Annotated in this window: 15 protein-coding genes; 4 read left to right on the top strand and 11 right to left on the bottom strand. The window is 41.6% G+C overall.

Annotated features, from left to right (window positions below; genetic code table 11):
• Positions 1-414 precede the first annotated feature (414 nt).
• Positions 415-912: a pyruvoyl-dependent arginine decarboxylase gene (locus PHF18_RS08325; protein ID WP_300101032.1), complete on the bottom strand. Its 498-nt coding sequence runs from the start codon at positions 910-912 to the stop codon at positions 415-417.
• Between the two features lie 558 nt (positions 913-1,470).
• On the opposite strand from PHF18_RS08325, the gene PHF18_RS08320 reads away from it, so the two are divergent.
• Together PHF18_RS08320 and PHF18_RS08315 are read left to right on the top strand one after the other, a co-directional pair.
• Positions 1,471-2,097: a hypothetical protein gene (locus PHF18_RS08320; RefSeq protein WP_300101029.1), complete on the top strand. Its 627-nt coding sequence runs from the start codon at positions 1,471-1,473 to the stop codon at positions 2,095-2,097.
• 86 nt (positions 2,098-2,183) lie between these two features.
• Positions 2,184-3,116 carry a nitrilase-related carbon-nitrogen hydrolase gene (locus PHF18_RS08315; RefSeq protein ID WP_300101026.1) on the top strand — a complete coding sequence of 311 codons (933 nt, stop codon included), beginning with the start codon at positions 2,184-2,186 and terminating at the stop codon, positions 3,114-3,116.
• 159 nt (positions 3,117-3,275) lie between these two features.
• Here the strand turns inward: PHF18_RS08315 and PHF18_RS08310 are convergent, their stop codons facing one another.
• The 9 genes from PHF18_RS08310 to PHF18_RS08270 all read right to left on the bottom strand — a co-directional run bounded on the left by PHF18_RS08310 (position 3,276) and on the right by PHF18_RS08270 (position 11,668).
• Positions 3,276-4,508: an ABC transporter permease gene (locus PHF18_RS08310; protein WP_300101023.1), complete on the bottom strand. Its 1,233-nt coding sequence runs from the start codon at positions 4,506-4,508 to the stop codon at positions 3,276-3,278.
• A gap of 36 nt (positions 4,509-4,544) precedes the next feature.
• Complete coding sequence (locus PHF18_RS08305; RefSeq protein ID WP_367279171.1) at positions 4,545-5,888, bottom strand: COG1361 S-layer family protein; 1,344 nt, start codon at positions 5,886-5,888, stop codon at positions 4,545-4,547.
• 23 nt (positions 5,889-5,911) lie between these two features.
• Complete coding sequence (locus tag PHF18_RS08300) at positions 5,912-6,832, bottom strand: ABC transporter ATP-binding protein (protein WP_300101017.1); 921 nt, start codon at positions 6,830-6,832, stop codon at positions 5,912-5,914.
• Between the two features lie 362 nt (positions 6,833-7,194).
• Complete coding sequence (locus PHF18_RS08295) at positions 7,195-7,662, bottom strand: MarR family winged helix-turn-helix transcriptional regulator (RefSeq protein ID WP_300101014.1); 468 nt, start codon at positions 7,660-7,662, stop codon at positions 7,195-7,197.
• Between the two features lie 507 nt (positions 7,663-8,169).
• Positions 8,170-8,652, bottom strand: a complete 483-nt coding sequence (fae, locus tag PHF18_RS08290) for a formaldehyde-activating enzyme (protein WP_367279174.1) — start codon at positions 8,650-8,652, stop codon at positions 8,170-8,172.
• 377 nt (positions 8,653-9,029) lie between these two features.
• On the bottom strand, positions 9,030-9,320 hold the full coding sequence (locus tag PHF18_RS08285) for a hypothetical protein (protein ID WP_300101007.1): 291 nt from the start codon (positions 9,318-9,320) through the stop codon (positions 9,030-9,032).
• Between the two features lie 295 nt (positions 9,321-9,615).
• Positions 9,616-10,317 carry a winged helix-turn-helix domain-containing protein gene (locus tag PHF18_RS08280; RefSeq protein WP_300101004.1) on the bottom strand — a complete coding sequence of 234 codons (702 nt, stop codon included), beginning with the start codon at positions 10,315-10,317 and terminating at the stop codon, positions 9,616-9,618.
• 318 nt (positions 10,318-10,635) lie between these two features.
• Positions 10,636-10,926, bottom strand: coding sequence for a hypothetical protein (locus PHF18_RS08275; RefSeq protein WP_300101001.1), 291 nt, complete (start codon positions 10,924-10,926; stop codon positions 10,636-10,638).
• 502 nt (positions 10,927-11,428) lie between these two features.
• Entirely contained in the window at positions 11,429-11,668 is a 240-nt protein-coding gene (locus tag PHF18_RS08270; RefSeq protein ID WP_300100998.1) for a hypothetical protein, read from the bottom strand.
• Positions 11,669-12,258: 590 nt separating this feature from the next.
• Here PHF18_RS08270 and PHF18_RS08265 point away from each other — a divergent pair.
• A complete protein-coding gene (locus tag PHF18_RS08265) occupies positions 12,259-12,651 on the top strand; it encodes a hypothetical protein (protein WP_300100995.1) in 393 nt (130 codons plus the stop codon).
• A 43-nt stretch (positions 12,652-12,694) separates the two neighbouring features.
• Positions 12,695-12,979 (top strand): non-histone chromosomal MC1 family protein, encoded by a 285-nt coding sequence (locus PHF18_RS08260; RefSeq protein WP_300101192.1) that lies wholly within the window; start codon positions 12,695-12,697, stop codon positions 12,977-12,979.
• A 298-nt stretch (positions 12,980-13,277) separates the two neighbouring features.
• Here the strand turns inward: PHF18_RS08260 and PHF18_RS08255 are convergent, their stop codons facing one another.
• A complete protein-coding gene (locus PHF18_RS08255) occupies positions 13,278-15,533 on the bottom strand; it encodes a DNA topoisomerase I (protein WP_300100992.1) in 2,256 nt (751 codons plus the stop codon).
• Between the last annotated feature and the right edge of the window lie 34 nt (positions 15,534-15,567).

Raw genomic sequence — 15,567 nt, 5'->3', positions numbered from 1 at the left:
ATTTATAGATAATTCATAAACCCTCAGCAGGAAACCCCTGAGTCTTTACAGGCTGTCCGACAATTACTATCAGTAATATACAAAATCCTTCTTTTTCGATTTAAAGGCTTTATATGCCTTATTTTTTGCATGTTTTTGCCCTGAAATTGAATTGTCGGACAGCCTCTTTAGCTCAGGGGTAGTTGACAATAATGGCTGAATAGCTTTCAATGATGATCAGGGACTGGATAATTGCGGTCTGGTGCGCGGTACGGGGGACAGTATCGATAAACAGGCGATGTTGTGAATAGAAAATATTAGTAAATAGGTAATATCTGTAAATGAGTACTGTCTGTAAATAATACGATTATGTATATGAAGCAACAGTATTACTTGAGTTCCTGTACGAAATTCCTCTTTATTTGTATAATAAATTTATATAATAAAAACTGCTGCGGATATTACAGTCATCCAGTCTCCGCTTTCGTGTACGAGTGATGATCTGGGGAAGCTGAAGGTTTTTAGAGGTAATTCATTTGCCCAGGTGCTGTACATGCTTCCTGCAAGTCTTACGGCATGTTCTCCTACATCCTGTGCGTTTTCTCCGTAAGCATGATACTCGGAAATATAGCCGTGCTTGCTTATATCCCTGGGAAGTGCGCATCCGACGGAAGTACTTAACGTTCTTCCTGGATCATTGGAAGATATTCTGGACATCACACAGAAAACTACCTCTCCGGGGCTCAGTTCTTTCAAACCTTCTTCCTTTGTCACAATTTCACATTTTGGAGGCAGGATCGAACTTACAGTTACAAGGTTATATTTTTCAATTCCTGCGTCCCGGAGTGAAACCTCAAATGATTCAAGTTGTTCGTGGTGTGTACCAACTCCACTTGTAAAGAATACTTTTCTAGGAATTAACTTCGTGATCATCTTTGCATCCTTGAGATGTCATCAATTTGAACTTAATTGAAATAGCAATTATCATTTTTAAGCGTTGCCCTTCGATTTTGCTGGAAAAAGTTTAATTTCTGTTTTTTCAGGCATTGGTGGATTGTAGAAGTTCATCTCTATACTTTTATATTTAAATACGTTTTTCAGGAGATTTTTACCTACATTTTTTCAATCTGAACTCCTTTTACTTTTATTCAATTGGTTCTATAATATACTCTCCTAAATATTAATATGTTACTTATATGATTCTTTTACGTTTACATTCTCTTACTGAAATTCTTCCATTTACCGGTCCTTTTGCAAAATCTCTCATAAGCTTTATATCATGCAGGATAATTACATCGTGTGTTACTCCTTGCAATTTTCCTGTCCATAGCCTTTTAATGATAGGAAAAAATTCAGTTTATTCCGGAAGCTTTCGGAAATGCGGACCTGATTATATGTTTTATTGTAGCAGGAGAGTATGTTTTTCTGGCTTCAGGCCTGAAGACTGAACTACCATTAATTAACCCGGATGTTGATATAAAGGCAGAGAAAATGGCAGAGAAACTCAACCTTAAAGTTATGGAAATACTTGACGGCAAACAGCTCTCAATCAGCGGGCTCTCGCGGGAACTGAAAGCCGGAGGTATAGAAGAACACCGGTTGGTTCTGACCGGCTACCTCAGGGCACTCAGGGATCTTGAACTTCTGGAGGAAACCGAAGTTCCCCCTTCCAAAATCTATTCTTTGCCTGAAAAAGGCAGAGAACCCAGTCCGGCAGATCCTTCCAGTTCTGAAGACATTTACCTCATTTTCAGGGTCCAGCTCCTGAAAATCGATCTGGACTTCCGGATTCCTGTTGGCGTTTATGTAATTTCCAGGCTGTTTGAAAGGCCCTGTTTCCGCAGGGAGTTAAAACTTGCAGGAATCACCCAGAAGCACCTTGACCGATACATGGAAAAACCCGGAATGGTTTGTGAAGTCTCTGACTCATCCCTGAAAAAAGCCCGAGCCGACATTACAAAAATTGAGTTGCCTCCAGATGACCCCGCATACGAACTCCGGGAAAACAGGGAAGAGGTAACCAGGCTTGCAAACGAAGTGCTTGCAGGGATGATAAAACACAGGATGGACCTCGAAGGGCTGGTAGCAAAAAGCAAGCAAACTACCCTGTTACCCTAAATAATTTTTATTCCCGTTCCTGATAAACCATTCCGCAAATCTGAATTACAACCAGAGCTCAAATAGCCAGATACGTTGGTCCAATTATGAAAGTAGCCTGTATCCAGATGGACGTGCTTCACTGCAAGAAGCAGGAAAACCTTGAAAAAGCCCTTTACATGGCTCTCAAAGCCGTTGAGAAAGGAGCCGAGTTAATTGTTTTTCCGGAGGTCTTTTCCACAGGTTTTTGCTATGAAAACCTTAGCCATGCAGCAGAAAACCTCCCGTCCCCTACTCTTGAGAACCTGGCATGCTTTTCCGAAGCAAATGACTGCATTATGCTGGGTTCAATTATTCAAAAGGATAGTGGAGAAGACTATAGAGAAGAGTATGGAGAAGGCGGTATTGAAAATGAGGGGGGACCTGGCGGAGAAAAAGTTTTTAAGAAAGGAGAAAAGGGTTTTTCCGGGAAAGAAAAGGAGATTTCGGGAAGTAAGAATCTTACGGGAAGTAAAAGTTCTGCTCTCTACTACAACCTTGGCTTCTGTTTTGAGTCCGGAACCCTTGCAGGCACCTACCGGAAGACCCATCCCTTCAAAGCCGAAAACAGTTATTTTTCAAAAGGCAGTTCGCTAGAGCCCATTTCCCTTAAAAAACAAAGTCTGAAAATCGGTTTTGAAATCTGCTACGAGCTCCGCTTTCCCGAGGTTGCAAGAAAACTTTCCCTTGCGGGGGCTGACCTGCTTGTGACAACAGCCGCTTTCCCTAACCCCCGGTCTGAGCACTGGAAAACTCTTGCAAAGGCAAGAGCAATCGAAAATCAGATCCCTCACATAGCCTGCAACAGGACAGGCTCTGCTCCTGACTGTACTTACTTCGGAAACTCGATGGTTATTGATGCCTGGGGTGAGGTAAAAGCTGACGCAGGCAGCAAAGAGTGCGTGATTGTCTGTGACCTTGACCTTGAAGGAAAAGAAGAGATTCGAAAGGCTATTCCTGTTTTTGAAGACCGGAGAATTGAGCTTTATTCTGACAGTTAACATATTGTTTTAGAACTCTTTTACAATATCAGATATTTATTTTATCCCAACTCTGCTCTCTTCCAATGAAGCAGGAAATTAAGAAAGGTTTGATCCTTTCTTTTACGTTCCTCTCTTTCCGGTTATTCTTACCATAATTTTACGTTCCTCTCTTTCCGGTTATTCGTACCTTAATGCATCTACTGGCTTTAATTTCGAAGCCCTGTACGCAGGGACCACTCCTGAGATTACTCCTATAATAATTGCAAGGGTGAGTCCTTCAATCATCAGAGAAATGCTTACTCCGCCTCCTGCTGTCATATCGCCTCCCATCATAGATTGGAGGCCATATGAAACAATCCATCCCAGCATAATTCCAAGGATACCACCAACAAAGCCTACCATTGCGGAATTAAAGAGGAAAATCATAAGGATATCCCTATTTTTCGCCCCAATGGCTTTCATAGTCCCTATCTCTTTTGTTTTTTCCAGGACCGAGGTAAACATAGTGTTAGCAATGCCCACAGATCCTACCAGCAGAGACACGGCTGCAATCGCTCCAAGGAAGAGGGTCATCGAACTCAGCATTTCGGTAACAGATTCAGCCATGGACTTTGAGGCTGTCACGGAAAAGTCCCTGTCATCTTCCTGGATAATGTGTCTTGAGACCATGAGCTTCTTTACGATATCATCCATAAGTGAGTCCACCAGATCTTCACTCCTGGCTTTTACCGTGATAGTATCATAAACATCTTTTTTTGCATCTGTAATCAGATTTAATGCTCCATCGATTGGCATGTAAATCTTTGAGTCATCCCCCTCTCCTTTTTCTTCCAGGACTCCCACAACACGCACGGATTTGTTGTTTATTGTTATTACCTGATTGACTCCAATGTCATGGTCATAAGTTTCGCTGGCAATGCTGCTCCCAATGACTGCTACATACTTGTCAGCTGGCTCGAGCAATCTTCCGGATTGCGTCTTCAGCGTTGTCATGTACTTCCACACCTGGGGGTCCACACCAGTGATTGAAAGAGTTGCAGTTTGTCCTGCGTATTTTACCTTTTCACTGCCGGAAATCTCGCCGGATATATATTGTATGCTATCCAATCCTCGGAGTGCCGCAATATCGTCCTTCGTTAGTTCCGAATCTGTTGATGCACCACTCTCCCTCATTCCAGGAGGTCCATGCATGTTGGAGGAGGCTTGAGTATAGCCCGGACTTATGGTTATTTTTGTCAGATCCAGATCAGATAGGCTGCTCTGCACACTTGCCTGCATAGCATCCCCTAAAGAGACAATGCCAATTACAGACCCAACTCCTATAACTATCCCGATAATGGTCAACCAGCTTCTTAGTTTGCTGTGGAGAAGCATGTTCAGGGCCATCTTCAGGTAGGTTGAGTTTCTCATCTTGCACCCTTCCGTTTTCTATTGATGCTGCTCTTTTCAGTTATCCCGGTTTTCGGGCTTTTTACTACCTGATTGTTTCTCTTTTCGTGCCTGTATTTTTTCCTGTATTTTCTTGCGGTACACGAATGCACCTCCTGCAAGCACTATTAACACGATGTAGAGCAGGTATGAACTGAGACCGCCATTGTTGCCTGTCGCTCCCTGTGCAGTCATATTTCCGGAAGTCGTCTCGAGTTCTACTTCCTTATCTACAGTTATTCTTTCTCCTTTTGCATCCGTATACTCAATCTGGATTTTGAGTGGATTAGAATTCATGGAAGCAGAAGCTATATTTTCTCCGGCACCTGTTTTTGCGGTGCCTGGTTTTGCTTCTGCACTCCCGCCTGCAGCCTGTGTACTCGCAACATTAAATGAAGCGATTGTGTAATCTCCTTTCTCAAGGTTTCCTACAATAGTTGACGAACTTCCTGATACCCTGTACCCGTCCTGTTTTGGAACAGATACTTTCACCGAATATGCCATATTGTTTCCCACGTTTGCAACTGAAAGAGAAATCTCTCCTGCATCGCTTTCCGAGAAGGCTACATCGAAGTCAGTCTCTCCCCCAACGAAAAGTCCTGCTGTGGTCTGGATATTTTTTTCATTGGATTCATAGTCTTCAAAGCTGAGGTTTACATCCAGAGTATAGAGTCCAGGGGCTGCGTTTACGTCTGCCATTACTGAGTAAGCAACATTTACGGATTGATCGGCTTTCAGATACTTGATGTACCTGGTATTATCCGAGTATACCGGTAGAATAACCCCTTTTGGCTCTTTCCAGGAAACGACCATATTTTTCAGAGGGGAAGTTCCGGTATTCGTTATGATGAACTCGAGCGTTTCTTCCTTTGCTATGTCAATGTTCGCCTTGTTTATGGTCACGATCTGAGCATATTCTTTACCCCTGACCTCGAGCTGGATGGTTTTTGTAGTGGTGTATGTAGTTGCTGAGGACCCGGACCCGCTTTTTGAAGTGGTGGTGATGTCTATATCATATGTGCCTTCGGAAGAATTGGAATCTGTCATTAGCTTGAATTTAAGGACAGCTCCATCGTTGTCATCCTGCCGTGCGTTCAGATAGGAAACTGTCTTTTTAAGTGATTCTCCAGAAATCCCGGTAAAGGGGTACTCAGGTTCAACTGTAACAATGATGTCTTTTAGATCCTTATTTCCTACATTTTGCACACTTAAAGTAAGCTCTACAGGTTCTCCCGGACGAGCAGCATCAGGGTTCTGGTTTGTCAGGTTCACCCGCAAGGATGAGGAATCTATATTTCCGTTTGAACCAAGGGCTGTCCCCGCTCCCAGGGATATAACTGATAATAATATCAGTAAAATCATTAGTAAAGAAAACCTTCTCATTTTTATTTCTCCGATTTGTTTTTCGTGCGTTCTTCTATTTTTTCGATTTCCCCATCTCTGATGTACACAACCCTTGTCGCATGTTTTACAATGTCCAGATCGTGGGTGACAATGATAATTGTCTTGCCTTCCTTTTCATGTAATTTTGACAGAAAGTCCAGAATGTAGTCTCCAGTTTTCGTGTCCAGGTTTCCAGTCGGCTCATCTGCCAGGATTATGGGTGGGTTCACAGCCAGGGAGCGGGCTATAGCAACCCTTTGCCTCTGTCCGCCTGAAAGCTGAGAAGGAAGGTTGAATTTTTTGTCCGAGAGCCCCACGATTTCGAGCAGGTATTCCCCCCTTTGCCTTGCTTTTTCAGGTTCTTCTTCCTGGAATTCCAGAGGCAGGATGACATTTCCCATAGTGTTCAGGGTAGGAATAAGGTTAAAACTCTGGAAAATAAAGCCGATCATCTGTCCCCGGATGCGGGCAAGTTCGGATTCAGCAAGTTCTGAGATATCCCTTGAGTTCAGGAAAACCGTGCCTTTTGAAGGCAGGTCCAGGCATCCCAGCAGGTTCATAAGTGTGCTTTTACCACTTCCGCTGGGGCCCAGAACAACCAGGAACTCCCCTTCGTAGATCTCCAGATCTATTCCTTTGAGAGCCGCAAACTCGACCTCCCCCATCTGGTAAATTTTCCAGACATCAGTCAGTTTGATAAGTGGTTCTTTTTCGTTCAGAGTGATTCTGGTAGCTTCAGAGCTTTTGACAGCCACGGTGGCTGAATTGCTGTAAGGGTTGCTTTTTAGATCCTCCCCTGAATCACTTTCCCCTGAACCATTCTCGGATTCATCGTAGAAATTAGCTGTTCTTTCGAGTGAATCCATAGTTTTTGAAGGATTTAACTTCGTTTTAAATGTCTCTATAATTTCAGTAAGTGTCATAAATTACCTCTAAAAAGCTAGTCATATCTGAGCTGAAACTTTTTAAGGGATCTTGATTGCGATCTTCTTTTTGTTCATGGTTTCCCTCGTTCCCATAATCCCGGTTTTGTGATGTGGGCTGAGGATTCTTAAATGAACTGTCATATGTGAAACATCTTATCTGCCATCTCGGACATTGCCCTACTTTTTTAAGACACTGTACGTTCTTTATAAGTCCTGTATACTCGGAAAAGCAGTAGCATGGGGAGCAGAAATGACCGACGGTCTGAAACCGGAAAAGCTACCCAAACTCCAAACATACCTTATAAATGTGACAGGGTGGTAATAAGAGGGACTTTCTCTTAAGAGTGGCCTTCTCTTTTTTATTTCATGTCCCCCGACCCGTCAGGACGCGGATGTTCGAACCCGGGTTCAAGAAGTTTAAATGCAGCCTTCTGGACCAGTTGCCTGAAAATTTCTTTTTCTTCCGGGGTGAAATCCGAAAGGAGGGTATCGACAAATGAAATCAGCTTTTCAAGGACAACATCTCTTATTTCCTTTCCTTTTTCAGTCAGGTAAACTTTGTAAGCCCGGTGATCATTTTCGTCCCTCTGTCTGTACACATACCCCTCTTTTTCCAGACTCTGGAGTGCTCTGGTACTTGTTGCTTTGCTAACTTTCAGGATCTTTGCAAGGCTTTCCTGAGAGATGCCGTCTTTATGGTACAAAACCATTAAAAAATCAAATTGTCCACTTCCTATCCTGTAAGTTTCCAGTTCCTTTACCATGTATGCCAGATTGCTCCGGTATATGTGGGCAATAGGGCCACATATTTCTCTTGGGTCTTTCATAATATTATTTTCCTTTTTTATGCAGCATGGATGCCTGTTTTGGAATTCAAGTTATTTGTGATGCCGTTACTTATGAAATTATTATGGGGCTTCATAGGTTCATTGTGTATATAATCGTTACGTATGAAACTATCTCGGGACCGCAATTAGCAAGTTTCCATCTAACAACACAAATTATGGAAATTAATGTGTTTCAAAAAACTATACAGAGCCTATTGATCACAATAATGTTCCCAGAACCCAAATTTTTTAAAGATAATTCTTGCTAATTCTGGCGCTCATCAGATATATTACAAAGCTTTATTTTCTGTCTTATTGGAATAATGTTTGGTATGGTGGACAATATATTTTCCAGCAATAATAATATTCAAATAACTATTAAGAATTTTCAAATGTTTAATGATGGACTCAGGCAGAGTTATTCTTGAAAAAAGAGGGATGTCCGGATGATATTCCGGGCATATCCTTGAAATATTTTTATATGCCCTGAAGTAGCTACAGCTTGCTTTACGCAAATGGATGTTTTGCTGAGTCTTTTTTGGCCAGTGCCTCTTTAACTGTTGGACTGCTCTCCATCGCCCTGGCTATTGCAAGCTTTGTAGCTTCATAGTTGTATTCATAGACTTTATCTTTGTCTTTTGCATCCCATTCGATAAAGACAGAAACAATGATAAAAATATCATCTGCTTGCTCTTCAGGGAGCACTCCTGCAGCTACCGAGTCCATAACCGCTTTTGCAACCGCAGCCTGAGCCGGCCCGAACATCAGGGCAGCCTGTGCCACATTCTTTATCGTTACCTTGTTTACGAGCAGGGTAACAGGTTTTGGCTGGAGATTCGGTTCAAGGACAGCGAGGAGCGGGGTATGGCCCTGCCTGGGCATCGCAAGGGAATTCATAAATGCTGCCTCTACAGGTCCCCCTCTTGGCCCGATTATAAGGTCTATGTGTGCGATTTCCGGGCCTGAACCAATGAGAGCTTCTCCTATCATGCTTTTTAAAACAGTTTTTACCAAGTTTAACACCTCAAGTCTATTTCTACAAAGGAAAAGTCATACCAAACTCCTCTCCAAAAAGAGAAATTTATTGATATTTTGATGATGTTAAGATAATGGGGGAGGTAGAGAATAAGACAATTTCCATATGTATCGAATAAATTAACCTGTAATTTTTTTAAATGTACATAAATAATTTGTCAATTCTCAGTCTTGCCAATAGAATTATTTTGCCCGGAGAAACTTTGCCCTGCAACAGGATGGCTTTATAAAAATACGATCCCGTAGAAGAGTGATCCGGATTTCAAAGTTAACTTTCGGGGAACAGGAATGCAGAACTTTCCCAAAAAAATTGATGAATTTAAAATTGTCTCTCACACGGAAATTCCTGAAATAACCTCAAGCCTTTTGTTCCAGTGGTCTAATCCCCTTTTTGCCGCATACCAGTCGAAGAAATCACTTTCATCTCCCATGTTGCCGGCTTCAAACTTCGCCCTGAGTTCACTTGAGCTGTACCCGAACTTTGTTTCGAAATCCTCACAGATTATGGAATACCGCTTGACCTTGTATTTTGCAACATGCTTTTCATGTTCCAGAGCCGAACGGATAGCCTCACATACATCCTGAGGTGAGAAATCAGTTTCTATGTTAAGTGTGACACTCATGTCTATCCCTATAAAGAATAGTCACCTATTTCATATAAAGTAATTATGAAAAAAAACAATTGGACAGGTTTATTACCTTAAAAAAATCTCTTTTTCAGACCTTCCATTTTATGATCTAATTCTCATAACTGCTTTATTCATTTCCTATTTCTAAATTTATTTTTATTTTTTACATCTAATGTGAATTTATAGCTTAAAGAAAAGGGAAAGTGAGAAGGAGCGCCAACAGGGATTAATAAAGAGAATTGCAAAGGAAAAATTGGTGAGAATAACTGATAATAGAAACCTATGAAATTCAAACATCCTTTACCTGAATTGCTTCTTTTAACATGTGTGAGAAAAGGACGGTACCCCACTTAAGGGCTTCAGGTTCGAAACTGAGCAGACTTTCGTGTTCAAAGAATTTTTCCCTGGGGAAAAGGGTGACCAGAAAAAACCTATTTGTTACTGTCAAGTCTGCAATTTTGGGGTCGTGCGGAAAAATAAACACCCTGACGTTTTCAAAATTCAGGAAAGTGCACAGTTCTTCTCTGTAATCCTTTTTGAACCTCTGGAGCACTGGCTCCGTAAATATCAAAGAAATTTTCACCCCTTTTTTTGCAAGTTCCGGGTAGAGTGTGGTAAAAGAAGGGTGGAAATAGGAAGCAAATCCGAGAACATGCGTGGAAAGATTAAGTTCTTCTACAAATTCAGGATTAAGTTCGAACATATAGCTCATCTTTGGACGAATGAGTTTGCAGTTCTTCAGTTCAAAAAGTCTTTTTCGTAAAAAAGGAGGGATTCCTTCAAGGTTCCTTTTCGTCCAGTAATCGAAGTTTTCTTCCAGGACTTCCAGGGTATCCAGAAAAGGCAGCATTTTGTCTGTTATTATACCCCCCATTAGAGAAAGTTCATATATATGCCCCTTCTGTACAACTAGATTACCTTCTTTCAATTTTTTGAGCTGAGGGAGAATTGAAACAGGAGTTGCTGAAAGGTGTTCCTGAATCTCAGCCATACTCCCGGGCTTATCTTTCAGAAAAAGAAGGAGTTTCTTCCTTTTATCAGATAGAAAAACCAGTTCTATTAATTTGACTTGCTCCCTCATCATCACACCATGAAAAAAACACTGATGATAAAAATACGGCAGACCAGCTATTTAAACATTGTCATAAAATTTATACACTTGGGGGCTGTACAAAAAAACCGAATGGAAAAAGGAAGGAAAATGAAAGAAGGAAAATGAAAGAAGGAAAATTGACAAAAGTATTCTACAGGTTCGGAAAAAAGGCTGCCTGAAAGGGTACGGTTCTTGTCTCTGGTGGTATTCTGCCAGTTAGAACCTGATAGCATCAAGGACAGCCAGCTTTTGCTTCCAGTGGTCAAGCCCTCTTTTTGCGGCATACCAGTCAAAATATTTGTCGCCGTCTATGTATTCGCCGGCTTCGAATTTTTGTATAAACTCCGTGGAGATCAGGTCGTACTGGTCTTCATATTCATCGCAGATCATGGAATAGCGGTATACCTTGTATTTTGCAAGATGTTTCTCATGTTCCAGAGCCGAGCGAATAACCTCGCTTACTTCCTGCAGCGAGTAATCGGTATCAATCTGCAATGTGTGGTCCATGTTTATCCCATATAAGAATTGTTAATGGTAATAAAAATATTGGTAATAAAAATATTGGTAATAAAAATATTATGGTACTAAAAATTGATCCCATATCTCTTTTTCTATTTATTAATGAGCTTTATCATCTGGAATCCAGAAATACAGGCAACATAAGGCTAAGATTCAAATATATAAGTATTTTATTGCGATCACATAACTTGATAATTTATCAGACAGACTTTCTTCCGTTGTCTCAGGGTTCACAATCTTCAGAATACTCTTTTTAGATTGGTGCAGGATTCAGGTCCACCTGCAAATAGACAACAAAAAAGCCAGAATTATTTGATTGATTGATTGATTGATTGAATGAATGAATGAATGAATGAATGAATGAATGAATGAATGAATGAATGAATGAATGAAGAGTAAAAATAAAAAGAAGGGGAATAAGAAAAAATAAAAAAATTCAGAACAGATAGGGGTAGAAAGTGTGGATTTGGAAATTAAACCTACACCGTCATCAGTTCCGGGCTACAAGACGAATTATCCCGGAGTTCTCCATGTTCTTATAAATGAACGCTGAAGAGTATGCAAGCAGCATGAACTTAAAGCCCTGGGCAAAGTCCATCTCCATGAACATTAAAATCATGTACATAAAGAAGGCAAACTGTATTACACACAGGATCATTCCGGCTGCTGTGAACATTTTCTGACGACTGCTACTATCACTACTGTCTGGATCATCTGATTCTTCTGACATTTTGTTTCGGACCTCGCAAATAAAAGTGCTAAAGGTTTTTTTTTATATATAGTTTGTTTTTATTTTGGTTTGCGTTTTTTACTTGATTATGTTTTACTGAAGGCGGTTTTCAACCAGCTCAAAAATTAAATAGTCTCCCCGGTTTTATAGCGTGGAAACTAGCTTCTCTGAAGCTTTTAAAACAAGACAAAAAGCTGAAAACTTCAACAGATGCATCTGAAGGTTCACTAAAATTGATCCCTGGGTGCAACATTATCTGAAAAAACACTCTCCAATTTAGAGACTTTTATACAATATTATCATTTGTTAGGGATGGTATATATAACTTGCGAGGTACAGGGATATTATCGAGCTTGCGCCTGTATTTCATTTTGAGGTTTTGAGATTCCCACCTCAATTCCATAGATAATTTTTAGCCTTTTATCCCGGATTTCTGGGTCTCTTTTTACCGCATACCACTCAAAAAAGTTATCCGAATCCCCGGGTTCTCAGGCATCGAATATAAGCCCCTTCAACTGGTAATCCAATATCTTAAGGAGCTTTGTTGGCAGGGAAACTTTCCATGCGGCGGGAGATTTTTAAGGTCTCCGTTGCTATCCGGAAACGGATTTGGAAGCTCTTTAATTGCAGATTTTATATTCTTTTTATTCTGCAAAAACCTTAACAAAAAGAGAAGGATACACAAAAACTTTAACTTGGGGAACGCGGAGGCACAGCGAGAATTCCCCTTCCTCGTCTTCATCAAAAGGCAGGTGGGGGCAGTTCACTACATTCTTAGGCAGTTCACTACATTCTTAAATACTGCCTATGTTAGTACTACCGATGTTATTTTACCCCCGGTCCTGAGATCTAAATATTTAAATATTTCCCATATTTTCAACAAAATAAAAAAATGTAGTTTATATACTCTTTATAGAATAATGGGGATTTCTTATAAACCAATAACTATAGGCAACATCCAAAGAAAAATTTTATATACATAAACGCTTAATCAATATCTAGCAACTAATTTGCGTGGTGATCTTTATAACAGACATGAGAAATTTTGTTTTGAGAGACGAAGAAGGAAATGAGCACGGCGTTTTCACTGGAAAACAGCCTCGTCAGGCGGCTCTGAAAGCTGCAAACCGGAGCAAAGGGACAAAATCCAAACCGGAGATTATCCGCCTCAGGGAACGCGGGACAAAGAAGGTGCACGTTTTCAAGGCATGGAAACAGGTTGTCAAAGCCCCCGAAAATAGGCCTGCCTGGATGCCAGAGAAAATCAGCAAGCCCTTTGTCAAGAAAGAGAAAATTGAAAAAATCGAATAAATATAAAGAAAGCAAAAGGAAAATAGGTTTTTAGTAAAACTTATTTTACCTTATTTTCAGACAGCAACCTTTTTGTCCTAAAAATGTTGCTATTTCTTTGGTTTTTTGCTTGTTTCATCAAAATAAAGTACAAAAAAGAGAGTCAGCTACCCTCTAAATCTAAAGATTTAACGGGTTTCCTGCTGAGATTTTATGAAGCTTGCAAATTTAATTTACTTTTTATATCCAATTTTTTTTTTCATATATTCGACAGAAGTGAGATCTAAAATAACTAAAAAAGCCTGCGTGAGGACCGTATTTATAAGTCCTCAACTGCACTGCCGCATGAAATCTGCCAGTTTTTAATCTTCTTTACGGTGACCTTTATGGTTTTCGCAAGCTCAATTGCATCGGCTTTCATCAGGGCTTCTATGCTTTTTATTCCTGCATCCTCGAGTTTTCCTGCCGTGGCTTTTCCAACGCCTTCGATATCCTTTATGGATTTCGGCCTTTCCTTTTTCGGCTGCTTGGCCTGCTCTTCCTGCTGGGTTTTCTGCCATTCGATGAAATTGCAATGAGGGCAGCCAAGGTCCCAGGCTCGTTTTCCCTGATTGATTATGCGGATATGGTGCAGCCCGTGCGCCTCACAGGACTTGTCGGTGACAATGATCTGCCCGCTCTTTGGCAGGGGCAGGGAGAAAGTGCAGTCAGGGTAGTTGCTGCAGCCTATGAAACGGCTTCCCCTCTTCGAACGGCGGATCAGCAGGTCGTTTCCACATAAGGAGCAGGTGCCTATGATTTTGTCTTCCCTGAGGCCTGCCTGGAGGGACTCTATGATATTATCCTTGTTTTTGTCAAGTTCCGAGAAGACCTGGGTCAGCATCTCCCGGGACTCTTCAAGTACGGAATCCTCATGGATTTTGCCTTCTGCAATTTTATCCATATTTTCTTCAAGCAGCTTTGTCATGTCCGGTTTTGTAATCGTAGGGGAATACTTCTCAAGGGTATCCATTACGGCAAAAGAAGTGTTTGTGGGCTGTACCGGGTTTCCATGGATATAAGCCCTGGAATAGAGCTTGCTGATTATCTCGTGGCGGGTAGCTTTTGTGCCGAGCCCCAGCTCTTCCATAATATTAATCAGCCTTCCCTGTCCGTAGCGTCCCGGAGGCTGGGTTTCCTTGTCCAGCATCTCTTTCTTTACTACTTTAAGGGGATCTCCTTCCCTGAGTTCCGGAAATAGCCTGTCTTCAGGGGCATTGTAGGGATAATACCAGCGCCAGCCTTGTTCCAGTAGCCTTGCTCCGTTTGCCCTGAACTCTTCCTCATTGATATCGAGTCTCAAGCGCATGGTCTCCCAGGTGCTAGGCCCGGCAAAGGTTGCAAAAAAGCGCCTGACTACAAGCTCGTAGACCTTCCATTCCTCTTCTTTCATGTCGGTCTTCTTTGCAAGGGAAGCCGGATAGATAGGAGGGTGGTCTGTTGTTTCTTTTTTCCCGCGAGTGGGGACAAGTTCGGTTTTCTCAAGCAGGGCGTTTGCATATTCCTTAAAATATCCTTCCTTAAAAATCTCAATTTGAGCCTTCAATTCCAGAGTCTCAGGATAAACCGTATTATCTGTCCTGGGGTATGAAATGTATCCATTAGTATAAAGGGATTCAGCTAAGCGCATGGCATTTGAAGGACTGAGCCCTATTGAATTTGCCGCGTTGATAAAACCTGTAGTATTAAATGGGGTAGGGGGCTGGTCGCTCTTTGTCCCCTTTTCTATTTCCTTTACTTCCGCTTTTTTCCCCAGTTTTTTGAACACCTTTGCAGCTTCCTCTTTGTCCAGGAAGCGGCGAGTTGAGTGCTGGGCAGAAAAGGTTTCTTTTGATGCTGTTTCAAGTTCAGCATGGATCTCCCAGTAAGGGGTCGGGACAAATAGATTCCTTTCCTTTTCCCTGTCTACAATAAGTGATAGTGTCGGTGACTGCACCCTTCCTACCGAGAGGAACATTTTCCCAAGCCTGCCAGCTGACAGGGAAATATAACGGGTAAGGGCTGCACCCCATACCAGGTCAATGACCTGCCTTGAATGTCCGGCGTCTGCAAGATTAAAGTCAACGTTTGTGGGATTTGCGAATGCTACTTCAATTGCTTTAGGGGTTATTGCACTGTAGCGGACTCTATCAAAAGGGATATCCGGGTTTACCTTTTGTATGATATTGAGGGCTTCGACTCCTATCAGTTCTCCTTCCCGGTCGTAGTCAGTTCCAATCGTGACCCTATCTGCTTCTTTTCCCAGGCTCCTTAAAGCAGTCACTATCTTCCGGTTGATTGGAGTTGTTGTAATCTCGGCGTCTACCAGGGCTCTGGCATCAACCTTCTGCCAGTTGTTGTACTCTTTTGGAAAATCTATCCCGACAATATGGCCGGAAAGCCCTACCACTGCAGTCTCCTGCCTGTTTTCGCCGGATCCGATCTCGTACCGGTATACGTCTACTCCGCTGACTCTTTCCTTCTTAGGACTTTTTGGAGCCAGAATCGCAGCTATCCTCCTTGCTGCTATATTTTTTTCCGTTACGATAAGGTGCATTTAAAACTCCGGTATAATTTTTCTTATAAGTAAA

The organism is Methanosarcina sp. (genome assembly GCF_028693135.1).
In the GTDB taxonomy this organism is placed as follows: domain Archaea; phylum Halobacteriota; class Methanosarcinia; order Methanosarcinales; family Methanosarcinaceae; genus Methanosarcina.
The sequence above is the reverse complement of the archived record's forward strand: the minus strand, read 5'-3'. Positions and strand labels throughout refer to the sequence as shown.